Genomic DNA, 12,167 nt, shown 5'->3' with positions numbered 1-12,167 from the left:
CATGCAAGAGACCTTAGCAAAAGAAGAAGCTCAAGAACATAAAGTACAGGAAGAAATCATTGAGATCATCGGTGCGCGCGAGCACAATCTCAAGAACATCAGCCTGAACATTCCAAGAAACCAACTGGTCGTCATTACAGGGATCAGTGGCAGTGGAAAATCCAGTTTAGCGTTCGATACCATCTATGCCGAAGGCCAGCGAAGGTACATGGAGAGCTTCTCTGCGTATGCGCGATCTTTTATCGGTGACATGGAACGTCCGGATGTCGATAAGATCAATGGCTTGAGCCCTGTGATTTCCATCGAACAGAAGACCACCTCCCGTAATCCTCGATCAACGGTAGGGACGGTCACCGAGATCTATGACTTTCTTCGTTTGTTATTTGCCAGGGCAGGTATCGCCTATTCCCACATCAGCGGGAAGAAAATGGTGAAGCAGACCCAGGATCAGATCCTGGACCACATTTTGCAGCAATATGACGGCCAAAAACTGAGCCTGATGGCGCCAGTGGTCAAGGGTCGAAAAGGACACTACAGGGAGCTTTTCCAACAGATTCGTAAAATGGGCTTTGCCAAGGTAAGGGTAGATGGAGAAGTGCAGGACCTGGTGCCCAAAATGCAGGTGGATCGTTACAAGACGCACGATATCGAAATTGTAGTGGACCGGATCATCGTGGAGGAGAAATACCTCGCACGCATATCAGGATCGATCGGAACGGCTCTGAAGCATGGTAATGGGATCATGATGACCCTGGATGCAGAAAATGATCCGTCGCATTTCAGTAAAAACCTGATGGACCCGGAGACGGGGCTGGCGTATGACGATCCAGCTCCGAATACGTTCTCGTTCAATTCACCATATGGGGCTTGTCCTGAGTGCAATGGCCTGGGACAAATCGATGAGATTTCACAGGAGGCTGTGATGCCGGACATGGACCTGAGCATCAGCCGTGGAGGAATCGCACCACTCGGCGAATACCGGGACATTTGGATCTTCAAGAAGATAGAGGCGATCCTGAAAAAGCATAAAGTCAATCTGAGTACGCCGCTAAAAAAGGTGCCGGAAGAAGTTATTCATACGCTGCTTTACGGGGATAATGAGCCCGTAGCGGTCAGCTCTGTGAAATATCCCGGAACCGACTGGAATACTAAGTTTGAAGGGATCATCAACTTCCTGGAGAAGCAGAAAGATTTTGGAACGGAGAAAACCCAGCAGTGGATCAAAGACTTCACGAACAGCCGAGTATGTCCGTCTTGTAATGGCCTGCGATTGAAAAAGGAATCCCTACAATTCAAGATAGCTGACAAGAACATTGGAGAACTGGCCCAACTGACCGTAGGCGAGCTAGGTGAATGGTTTGTAGGGCTTGAAGAAAGGTTAGACGAGAAGCAAAACATCATCGCTACCGAGATCCTCAAAGAGATCAGAAAGCGGATCGGATTCTTGTTGGATGTAGGATTGGATTATTTAAGTCTAAATCGGCCATTAAAGACCCTTTCAGGAGGGGAGGCACAACGTATCCGATTGGCTACTCAGATCGGTACGCAATTGGTGAACGTACTCTACATCCTCGATGAGCCCAGTATCGGGTTGCATCAACGCGATAACGTCAAGTTGATCCAGGCGCTCAAAGACCTTCGCGAATTAGGTAATACGGTGATCGTTGTTGAGCATGACAAAGACATGATGCTAGAATCAGATTTTGTCGTGGATATTGGTCCTGGTGCCGGAAGACATGGGGGACAGATTGTGGCCAATGGGACTCCTGCTAAAATCCTGGCCAGTGATTCTGTTACCGCAAATTACCTCAATAACAAACTACGAATTGCAGTTCCTGAGAAACGCCGGACAGGAAATGGAAAGCAATTGCTCCTCAAAGGAGCCACAGGTCATAACCTAAAGGGTGTGGATTTGAAGTTGCCTTTGGGAAGTATGATTTGTATCACAGGTGTGTCTGGAAGTGGGAAGTCTACGCTGATACATGAGACGCTTTATCCAGCATTAAAGAAAGCCATCTACAAATCCCGAAAGGAGCCTTTGCCTTACAAAAGCCTGAAAGGCCTTGAAGAAATAGATAAAGTAATTGAGGTCGATCAGTCACCGATTGGCAGGACGCCAAGATCAAACCCAGCGACCTATACAGGAGTATTTTCGGATATCCGAACGCTATTTGCCGAACTGCCAGAAGCCAAGATCCGTGGCTACAAACCAGGCCGTTTTTCCTTCAATGTGAAGGGTGGAAGATGTGAGACTTGCCAGGGCGGTGGAATGCGTCTCATCGAGATGGATTTCTTGCCAGACGTTCATGTGCCATGTGAAACGTGTAAGGGGAAACGCTATAATAGAGAAACGCTTGAAGTCCGGTTCAAAGGGAAGTCTATTTCCGACGTGCTGGACATGACCGTGGAGCAGGCGGTGGAGTTTTTTGAGCACCAGCCGAAGATTGTACGAAAGATCAAGACATTGAATGATGTGGGCCTTGGTTATATATCCCTGGGTCAGCACGCGACGACCTTGTCCGGAGGAGAAGCTCAACGTGTAAAACTAGCTACGGAGCTTTCTAAGAAAGATACTGGTAAAACCTTCTACATCCTTGATGAGCCAACAACCGGACTGCACTTTCAGGACATACAGCACTTATTGGATGTCTTGAATAAGCTGGCCGACAAAGGCAATACAGTCCTGATCATCGAACACAACATGGACGTGATCAAAGTCTGTGATTACTTAGTGGATCTTGGCCCGGAAGGAGGGTCCGGAGGAGGAACCATTGTCGGACAAGGAACCCCCGAAAAACTCGCCAAAGTCAAAGAAAGCTATACCGCGAAGTTTTTGAAAGAAGAACTGAAGTAGATAAGCGCTGGTCTTCCTTTGTAACGAGGAGCCTTAAAGTTGAAGTTTTTCAACTCCTAATTAAGCCCTTGACTAATATGAACCATTGTTTGTAGATTTAGGTAGATCTAACCAGATCAACCTATGAGTACAGAGCAAAACAAAGGTGAAGGATGCATCATTTGGGGCGCATTCATCCTGTTTTTTGGTTTCGGGGTATTCCTGATTCTATGGAATGCCAGGCGAGTAGTGGTCGAAAAAGACAGACTGCAATTAGCGGAGGAACTTGCTGTAAAAATCCGATCCGACGTATACAATCCGGAACTGGAAGGAGAACTGGTCGTTTTGGCAGGCCCTATTTCCACAGATTATGTCTTCAATGATCCACAATATGGGATGGAGTTCAATGGGATCAATTACATCCGAAACGTGGCTGTGTTCAGTGAGGTGGAAGAGGAATATTATTTCGTACCAACCTACCAGCACAAGAAATCCAATTTTGAGGAGGACAGTTACATCCCGGAGGCGTATGCCTCTGCTTCGTATAAGTTGAAAGCAGATAGTGGGATATATATAGGCATGTATAAAATTGATACGGCCTTGCTTACCAGTGAAGACCTCTATGAAGATCCGATCCCTGTTGAAAGTTATCTGAACCTCGAAGTTGGGAAAAGTCGATTTTACAAGGTGGATGTAAATGTGATCACTGATTCCAAAGACTTCAATAATCCGCAATTAGAAGACCTGGAAGTTGAATTCCGAGGACTGGCCAGTGGGGTCAACGTTACCGTGCTGGGTATGCAAAAGGATTCGGCGATCGTTAAGCCGGACTGGCGAATACCATATGGCGCAGTGCGTGGATATCGAGATGCAGCTGCGATCACAAAAGATCTGAATCAAGGGGAGTGGGGACTTGATCTGAACTTCAAGGTATTTGGTGTCATGGCTTTGTTCATCGGGACCCTGGCATTCAGGTTTATCATCCGAAAGTCCCTGTACAAACTAACGAATCAAAATCTGCTTGCCCTCAGAGGCCATATTTTTCTTACCTCCGTGGCACTGTGCACTTTTGTCTATTGGGTATTGAGTGGACTAGGAGCCATTGTATTCGGACAAGCGTTTGTGGCAGGATTAATTGCCCTTGGTAAAGCAACCTTATTAGCGGTGCCGTTTATTTTCCTGGTGAGGAAGAAAATTCCAGGTTTCTTGTTCAAGCAGATAATCGCAGAAGAAGCGAACTAAAAAACCCTCAGCGTCTTCAAAGAATGACTCTGAGGGTTTTAATATAAATAAGCTCTGAAGAACCAAGCCCCTCTTGGGAGGGGCTTGGGGTGGGTTTTCTAAAACTCTTGAAGAATCAAATATGAATTGGTCGATTCTCACTTGCTGCGAGGCAAGCTTCTTTCACTGCTTCCATATAGGTCGGATGTGCATGCGACATTCTCGCTACATCTTCTGCAGAAGCACGGAATTCCATAGCAGTAACCCCTGTCGCAATCATATCCGCGGCACGCGCACCAATGATGTGCATGCCCAGAATTTCATCAGTGGCTTTATCGGCAATCACTTTCACCAACCCATCGGTATCCATTGAAGCCCTGGCTCTTCCTAAGGCTTTATAAGGGAATTTTCCTATTTTGATTTGGCGGCCTTCCGCTTTCAATTGCTCTTCGGTGAAACCTACACTCGCCACTTCTGGCCAGGTGTAAACTACCCCTGGGATCAAGTGATAATGAATGTGAGGTTTTTGACCCATGATCTGCTCTGCGACGAAAACGCCTTCTTCCTCGGCTTTATGTGCAAGCATCGCACCTTTCACCACGTCACCGATGGCCCAAATGTTGTCGACATTGGTTCTCAAGTGATCATCCACTTCAATTTGGCCTCGGTCACTGACTTTCACGCTGACATTTTCCAGCCCTAAACCATCGGTGTAAGGTCGTCGGCCGATCGATACCAGACAGTAATCCCCTTTCAGCTCAACAGTTTCACCTTTATCATTTTCAGCGGTCACCTTTACTTGTTTGGCTGTTGCTTTCACATCAGTGACCTTGTGCTTCAGATAGAAATCAAACCCAAGCCCTTTCAAGGATTTTTGCAATTCTTTACCCATGGTTTTATCCATGGAAGGGATGATGCCATCGAGGAATTCAACTACCGAAACTTTTGCACCCAATCGACCATAAACAGATCCCAGCTCCATGCCAATCACACCACCACCAATGATGATCATGTGTTTAGGCACTTCTTTTAGCTCCAGCGCTTCCGTACTTGTAATGACCCTTTTCTTATCGATCTGAATAAAGGGTAACGAAGCAGGCTTGGAACCTGTCGCAATGATGATTTTTTCTCCGGTGATGGTCGTTTCTTTCTCTCCGGAAACTTTGATCGTGTTTTTATCAACAAAGGAGCCGAGTCCCTGATGCACATCGATCTTGTTTTTCTTCATCAGGTAAGCGATCCCATCTACATTTTGCTTGACCACATCCGATTTCCGGTCGATCATCTGCTTGAGATTCACCTTGGGTTTGGGAATATCAATGCCATGCTCGGCGAAGGTGTGTTCCGCATTGTGAAAATGCTCTGAAGAATCCAGCAGTGCTTTTGAAGGAATACATCCTACATTGAGGCAAGTACCTCCCAGGGTGCTATATTTTTCGACGATAGCCGTTTTTAATCCTAGTTGTGCACAGCGAATGGCTGCGACATAACCACCAGGACCGGAACCAATTACTATTACATTGTAATCCATTTTAATGCGTTTCTGGTCTCAAAAATTAAACACCTAATAAAAGCCTTGTAGGGTCTTCCAACAACTGCTTCACCCTTACAAGGAAACTCACCGACTCTCGACCATCAATGATGCGATGATCGTAAGACAAGGCCACGTACATCATGGGTCTTGCCACAATCTCTCCGTTTTCAACTACTGGACGCTCAACGATGTTGTGCATGCCCAGGATGGCAGATTGTGGTGCGTTGATGATTGGTGTAGACATCATAGAACCGAAAACACCACCATTGGTGATGGTAAAGGTTCCTCCCGTCATTTCATCAATGCTCAATTTATTGTCACGTGCTTTGGTAGCCAGTCGAACGACTTCTTTCTCCACCTGATCAAAACTCATGGCTTCTGCGTTTCGAATCACGGGGACCACAAGGCCCTTCGGTGCAGAAACCGCGATAGAGATATCGCAGAAATCATTGTAAACGATCTCCTCACCATCAATCATGGCATTGACTGCTGGCCACTCTTGTAATGCAACTGTACAAGCCTTGGTGAAGAAAGACATAAAGCCTAACCCAACCTCGTATTTCTCTTTGAAAGTCTCTTTGTATTTCTTGCGTAAGTCCATGATTGGCTTCATGTTCACCTCATTGAAGGTGGTCAGCATGGCCGTTTCATTTTTCACGGAAACAAGTCTTCTGGATACCGTCTTACGAAGCGGAGACATTTTTTGACGCGACTGCTCTCGGCTGATTCCTCCACCCAAAACAGGTGCTTCAAACGCAGGCTTGGCCGCATCTTTCTTTGTAGAGGCTGCTGCCGGTGCGGGTTTAGTCGCGGCTTGTGCATCCGCTTTGGTGATTCTGCCATCTCGACCTGAACCACTTACACTGGAAGCGACAATTCCTTTTTCATCCAGAATTTTAGAAGCCGCAGGAGACGCATGACCTGTCGCGTAAGTTTGAGAAGATGATGCGGGTGTAGCGCTTGCGGCAGGTGCGGTATCGGCTGCTTTTACTTGCTTAGGAGCTGATCCTTCAGCAACAGCGATTTTACAGATCAAAGCTCCGATCTCTAAGGTAGCACCTTCCTCCGCCACACGTTCAAGAATACCACTGGCAGTGGCTGTCAGATCGAAGGTGGCTTTATCAGATTCGATTTCCGCAATTACTTCGTCAAGTTCTACATAATCTCCTGTAGCCTTCGACCAGTTAGAGATGGTCACCTCATTGATGGATTCCCCAACAGCCGGAACAGGCATTTCAATGATTTCCCCGGTGCTTTTTGGTTCAGCAGCAGGTGTCGGAGTGCTTTCCTTTTCAACGGCAGGTGCTGCGCTTTCGTCAATGACGGCCAACAGGGCACCGATTTCGATGGTGTCACCTTCAGCTACTTTTGGGTGCAAAACACCCGAAGCCTCCGCAGTAACCTCGAAACTCGCTTTATCCGATTCGAGCTCACAAATGATTTCGTCCATTTGGACCATCTCGCCATCTTGCTTGGACCATTGAGCAACAGTGACCTCAGTGATTGATTCACCGACCGCAGGCACTTTGATTTCCAGGCTCATAATTTCTTTATTTAATACGGTTAATGTTTTTATCCTTTTGTATCGAATGCTCTCTTGACAATGTCTGCCTGCTCTTCTTTATGAACTTTGGCAAATCCTGTCGCCGGAGAGGAACTGGCTTTTCTGGCTACAAGTTCCAATGGCTGGTTAAATGTTCTCATCAGGAATGTCCAGGCACCCATGTTTTCAGGTTCTTCCTGTACCCAAAACAGTTCAGGTTTATTGAATTTTTTCAATAAAGCATCAATCTGTTTCTGTGGGAAAGGATACAACTGCTCCACTCTCACCACGGCAATATCCTTGGCCTTTCGTTTCTGTTGCTCTTCCAACAGGTCAAAATAGACCTTTCCAGTACAGAACAATACCCTTTTGACGGATTTGTTGGTAACATAACCATCCGGTATTATTTCCTTAAAGCCACCGGAAGTGAAATCTTCAATAGGTGATACCACCTTAGGGTGTCGCAACAAAGATTTAGGTGAGAATACCACACAAGGTTTTCTGAATTCCCAGGTGATCTGTCGCCTCAGCAAATGAAATAAGTTGGCAGGAGTCGTCAGATTCGTCATGATCATGTTTTCTCTGGCAGCCATCTGCAAGAATCGTTCGGGACGAGCCGAACTGTGCTCGGGACCTTGCCCCTCATACCCATGAGGAAGTAACATCACGAGGCCATTCATGCGCTGCCATTTGTTTTCTGCACTGGCGATGAACTGGTCGATCATTACTTGTGCGCCGTTGGCAAAATCACCAAACTGAGCTTCCCATAGGATCAGCGCATTGGGCGTGGCCATGGCATAACCATATTCAAAACCTAAAACACCATATTCCGAAAGTAAGGAATTGAAGATCCTGAAGGGCTCCTGACCTTCTTTCACATGATCCAGATTACAATAAGGCTCGTTGGTGTTGGAGTCGAAGAAGTAAGAGTGTCTGTGCGAGAAGGTGCCTCGCTTCACATCCTGACCCGACATTCGGACAATATGACCATCCGCAAGAATAGATCCATAAGCCATCAATTCCCCTTCTGCCCAGTTGAGGCTTTTCTTCTCAAAGAAATTGGCCTTACGATCTTTCAGCAATTTGTCGATTTGCTTCAATGGCTTGAATCCATCCGGGATACTGGTCAATGCCTTTCCGATTGTTTCTACCAGCTCCACTGATATTGCGGTATCGGGAGATTTGTCAAAGTCCTTCGGAACAGACCTTCTCAGGTGATGCCACTCTTCCTCAATTTTTTGAGGTGTGTAAGGCAGTGGGTTTTGCTTCACATCATTAAGGCGATCTTGAAGCTGCTGCTTAAATTCTTTATCAATTCGCTTGGCACTCTCTTCATCCATGTGGCCTTTGGCAATCAGTTCTTTCACATAAACTTCCCTTGGATTTGGATGCTTAGCGATGAAACTGTAAAGCTTGGGCTGAGTGAACTTGGGTTCATCACTTTCGTTGTGACCGTGTCGCCGGTAGCACAACAAATCGATGAAGAAGTCCTTTTTGAATTTCTGTCGGTACTCGACTGCCAAGTTTGCGGCGAAATTTACTGCTTCCGCATCATCACCATTCACATGAAGCACAGGGGCATCAACGATTTTGGCTAAGTCTGTACAGTAAATACTCGAACGGGCATCATCATAATCTGTCGTAAATCCAACCTGATTATTGATGACAAGATGAATAGTTCCTCCTGTAGAGTAGCCTTCCAGCAAACTCATCTGAATGCATTCGTATACAATCCCTTGTCCGGCAACGGCTGCATCACCGTGGATCAGTATCGGAATAGCCTTAGACATGTCCCCACGATACTCATCGTCGATCTGTGCCCGTGTGTATCCTAGAACAACTGGATCCACAGCCTCCAGATGTGAAGGGTTCGGGGCCAGCTTTACATACATTTTCTTTCCGGAAGGGGTATCCAAATGACTGGAATATCCCAGGTGATATTTTACGTCACCATCGCCCATGGTTTGATCCGGGGTGGCATTCCCTTCAAATTCATTGAAAATCTCTTCATAGGTTTTGCCCATGATGTTCGCCAGAACGTTCAGACGCCCACGGTGCGCCATGCCAATCACTACCTCTTCGGCATTGAGTTCAGCAGCACGGTTGATGATCTTGTCCAGTGCAGGGATGGTATTTTCACCACCTTCCAGTGAAAATCGTTTCTGGCCTAAGAATTTCGTGTGCAGGAAATTCTCAAAGACCACTGCTTCAGTGAGTTTGGAAAGGATCTGTTTCTTTTCCGGAATAGGAGGATTGATCTCAACACCCTCGGTCTCGACTTTTTGCTTGAACCACTCAAAAATATCCGAGTCCCGGATATGATTGTACTCATATCCAATGTGACCGAGGTAGATCTTCTCCAGTCTTTCTTTGATGACCTTCAGGCTGGCTTTGCCAATACCGATTTCTTCACCTACCTGAAACGCTTCATTATTATCGGCTTCAGAGAGTCCGAAATCACTCAGCTCCAGACGAGTAGAGTGTTGGCGCCTTTCCCTTACAGGGTTGGTATCCGATTTTAGATGCGCCCTTGAACGGTGGGCATAGATCAGGTTGCGAACTTTAATTTCCTTGGGGCTCGAAGTTGCGCCTGCTGCAGCCGCACTTCCATTTTCTCCATACATCTGAAGTGAGAACTCAAATCCTTCGAAGAACTTCTTCCAGGATTCGTCTACACTATCAGGATCTGCTTTGTATGATTGATAAAGATCTTCGATGTGACCAACGTCTGCGTTGGCGATATAAGAATATTGATCCATAATGGGCTAGATGATCAAATTTGAGTCAAAGGTAGGTAATTTGTTCTTATCTTGAAAACCGCGTACCCGGGTATCCGAATACATTGATTTTCAACGGCTTCTGAGCGGTGTAAGCTGTCTTTACTTATTTTAACCTTTCGGTTAACCCAGGTATTGGGCCAGAAGTTTGTCAGAATCAACATTTATTTTGGCCTGGCTAAATCCTTATAATTATAAGGTGTTTCAGTCTACAACTCCTTTTATATAGGAGGTCATTCAGATCAATCGTATCGTGTTTGACACTTTAAACATCGTCACATCAAACTTTTCCTTACCTTTGCGCTCCTTATTTTAAATACTTTGAATGGACGTGTTCCATAAACAAAAAAGGTTATGCCTGTAAAAATTAGATTAGCGCGTCGCGGACGCAAGAAAAGAGCCATGTACGATGTAGTCGTGGCAGATGGTAGAGCTCCACGGGATGGACGCTTTATTGAAAAGATAGGAACATACAATCCTAACACGGATCCTGCAACTATCAATCTGGACAATGAAAGAGCGTTCCATTGGGTAATGGACGGTGCACAACCAACCGACACTGTAAGAGCGATGCTTTCTTACAGAGGTGTGATGTACAGAAAACACCTGCAACTGGGTGTGAACAAAGGTGCGATTACTCAGGAAGACGCTGACAAGAAATTGGAAGAATGGATTGCTGCTAAGGAATCTAAGATCCAGGGTAAAGTCGAGTCCCTGACGAAGAGCAGAGCTGATGAGAAGAAAGCCAGACTTGATGCGGAAGCTAAAGTTAACCAGGCTCGTCTTGATGCTCAATTGGCTAAGAAGAAAGAAGAAGAGGCCGCTCTTGCTGCGGAAGTAGCAGAAGCAAATGCTGATGAAGCTGAAAAAGCACTGGAAGAAGAAGGTGCAGAAGCAGTAGCGGATGCAGAAGCTGCCACTGATACTGAAGCTGAAGTCGAAGAAAAGGCTGCAGAATAAAACAGAGGTATGGGTTTCGATGATTGCTATCAACTGGGATACATTCAGAAAACCCATGGTCTAAAAGGGGGAGTCACTGCGTTTATCGACGCGGATGATCCCGAGTTCTACAGAAATTTGGAATCAGTGCTTCTCAATGAAGAGGGAAGCCTGGTTCCTTTTTTTATTTCTAACATTTCCATTTCAAAGCAACAAGCGCAGCTTACGTTCGAAGACATTAACTCTATCGACGAAGCCACAGAGCTCGTGGGTTCGGAGCTTTGGTTGCCGTTGGCAGTGCTTCCCAAACTAGAAGAAGGTCAGTTCTATTATCATGACCTGATCGGATACGATTTCTATGATGGCGATACCCTGCTGGGTAAAGTGACGCAGGTCTATCAAATGTCCCGAACCAATCTTTTGGCAGTGGATCATGAAGGCACGGAAGTGCTGGTTCCTATGCAAGAGGACATCATGGGTCAGGTCCATTCAAAAGAAGGAAAGATCGTTGGTGCTTTGCCTGATGGTTTGATAGACATCTATAAAGAGGAGTCATGAGGCTGGACATTATAACTTGCTTGCCCGATCTTTTCGAAGGTCCCATGAGTCAGAGCATAGTTAAACGCTCTATGACCAAAGGTCACGTGGACATCAAAATCCATAACCTAAGGGATTATAGCACTAACAAGCACAAAAACGTAGACGATTACGCTTATGGTGGTGGTGCAGGTATGGTCCTGACCATAGAACCCATTGCCAGTTGTATCCATCAGCTGAAAACCGAGCGGGAATACGATGAGGTCATCTACATGACCCCAGATGGCGAAACGCTGCAGCAGTCCATGTGCAATGCCTTGTCTTTGAAAGAAAACCTGATCATTCTTTGTGGCCATTATAAAGGAGTGGACGAACGCGTACGTGAGCACCTCGTGACCAAAGAGATCAGCATTGGAGATTATGTGTTGTCCGGCGGTGAGCTGGCGGCCATGGTTTTGAGTGATGCGTTGATCCGATTAGTGCCTGGCGTCCTTAATGATGAAACGTCTGCGTTGACCGATTCTTTTCAGGACAATTTGCTGGCACCGCCGGTATATTCTCGTCCAGAGGAATACGAAGGCTGGAAGGTGCCTGATGTTTTGTTAAGCGGCCATGAGGCTAAAATCAATGAGTGGCGGCAGGACATGGCCATTCAAAGGACCAAAGAAAGGCGTCCGGACCTTTGGGAATTGCTTAATGGCGAGGATGAACCCAAAAAATAATCCACTTTTTTTCGTGTTATCCTGAATTTTTCAGTGCGCGACTATATTATTTCTATCAATC

At 46.2% G+C, this 12,167-nt stretch carries 8 protein-coding genes; 5 read left to right on the top strand and 3 right to left on the bottom strand.

Annotated features, from left to right (window positions below):
* Position 1: 1 nt before the first annotated feature.
* Both uvrA and R8G66_30080 read left to right on the top strand, forming a co-directional pair.
* Complete coding sequence (uvrA, locus tag R8G66_30085) at positions 2–2,854, top strand: excinuclease ABC subunit UvrA (GenBank protein ID MDW3196665.1); 2,853 nt, start codon at positions 2–4, stop codon at positions 2,852–2,854.
* A 123-nt stretch (positions 2,855–2,977) separates the two neighbouring features.
* Positions 2,978–4,075: a hypothetical protein gene (locus R8G66_30080; protein MDW3196664.1), complete on the top strand. Its 1,098-nt coding sequence runs from the start codon at positions 2,978–2,980 to the stop codon at positions 4,073–4,075.
* A gap of 115 nt (positions 4,076–4,190) precedes the next feature.
* On the opposite strand, the gene lpdA is transcribed toward R8G66_30080, so the two are convergent.
* From lpdA to R8G66_30065, 3 genes are read right to left on the bottom strand one after another with little or no spacing between them, the layout of a single operon-like run.
* A complete protein-coding gene (lpdA, locus tag R8G66_30075; protein ID MDW3196663.1) occupies positions 4,191–5,585 on the bottom strand; it encodes a dihydrolipoyl dehydrogenase in 1,395 nt (464 codons plus the stop codon).
* A gap of 25 nt (positions 5,586–5,610) precedes the next feature.
* Entirely contained in the window at positions 5,611–7,131 is a 1,521-nt protein-coding gene (odhB, locus tag R8G66_30070) for a 2-oxoglutarate dehydrogenase complex dihydrolipoyllysine-residue succinyltransferase (GenBank protein MDW3196662.1), read from the bottom strand.
* Positions 7,132–7,160: 29 nt separating this feature from the next.
* Entirely contained in the window at positions 7,161–9,890 is a 2,730-nt protein-coding gene (locus R8G66_30065; protein MDW3196661.1) for a 2-oxoglutarate dehydrogenase E1 component, read from the bottom strand.
* Positions 9,891–10,262: 372 nt separating this feature from the next.
* On the opposite strand from R8G66_30065, the gene R8G66_30060 reads away from it, so the two are divergent.
* From R8G66_30060 to trmD, 3 genes are read left to right on the top strand one after another with little or no spacing between them, the layout of a single operon-like run.
* Positions 10,263–10,868 carry a 30S ribosomal protein S16 gene (locus tag R8G66_30060; GenBank protein MDW3196660.1) on the top strand — a complete coding sequence of 202 codons (606 nt, stop codon included), beginning with the start codon at positions 10,263–10,265 and terminating at the stop codon, positions 10,866–10,868.
* Between the two features lie 9 nt (positions 10,869–10,877).
* On the top strand, positions 10,878–11,405 hold the full coding sequence (gene rimM / locus R8G66_30055) for a ribosome maturation factor RimM (protein ID MDW3196659.1): 528 nt from the start codon (positions 10,878–10,880) through the stop codon (positions 11,403–11,405).
* Positions 11,402–12,106 (top strand): tRNA (guanosine(37)-N1)-methyltransferase TrmD, encoded by a 705-nt coding sequence (gene trmD / locus R8G66_30050; protein ID MDW3196658.1) that lies wholly within the window; start codon positions 11,402–11,404, stop codon positions 12,104–12,106. The genes rimM and trmD overlap by 4 nt, the downstream gene beginning before the upstream one ends.
* Positions 12,107–12,167 lie beyond the last annotated feature (61 nt).

This window comes from Cytophagales bacterium, assembly GCA_033344775.1.
GTDB lineage: Bacteria > Bacteroidota > Bacteroidia > Cytophagales > Cyclobacteriaceae > JAWPMT01.
This window is presented reverse-complemented; position numbering and strand designations above follow the sequence as displayed.

What these genes read in the sequence shown, in the direction of transcription:
- R8G66_30065 (MDW3196661.1), bottom strand. Translation starts at nt 9,890, where the DNA reads ATGGATCAATATTCTTATATCGCCAACGCAGACGTTGGTCACATCGAA.
- R8G66_30060 (MDW3196660.1), top strand. Translation starts at nt 10,263, where the DNA reads ATGCCTGTAAAAATTAGATTAGCGCGTCGCGGACGCAAGAAAAGAGCC.
- uvrA (MDW3196665.1), top strand. Translation starts at nt 2, where the DNA reads ATGCAAGAGACCTTAGCAAAAGAAGAAGCTCAAGAACATAAAGTACAG.
- lpdA (MDW3196663.1), bottom strand. Translation starts at nt 5,585, where the DNA reads ATGGATTACAATGTAATAGTAATTGGTTCCGGTCCTGGTGGTTATGTC.
- trmD (MDW3196658.1), top strand. Translation starts at nt 11,402, where the DNA reads ATGAGGCTGGACATTATAACTTGCTTGCCCGATCTTTTCGAAGGTCCC.
- R8G66_30080 (MDW3196664.1), top strand. Translation starts at nt 2,978, where the DNA reads ATGAGTACAGAGCAAAACAAAGGTGAAGGATGCATCATTTGGGGCGCA.
- rimM (MDW3196659.1), top strand. Translation starts at nt 10,878, where the DNA reads ATGGGTTTCGATGATTGCTATCAACTGGGATACATTCAGAAAACCCAT.
- odhB (MDW3196662.1), bottom strand. Translation starts at nt 7,131, where the DNA reads ATGAGCCTGGAAATCAAAGTGCCTGCGGTCGGTGAATCAATCACTGAG.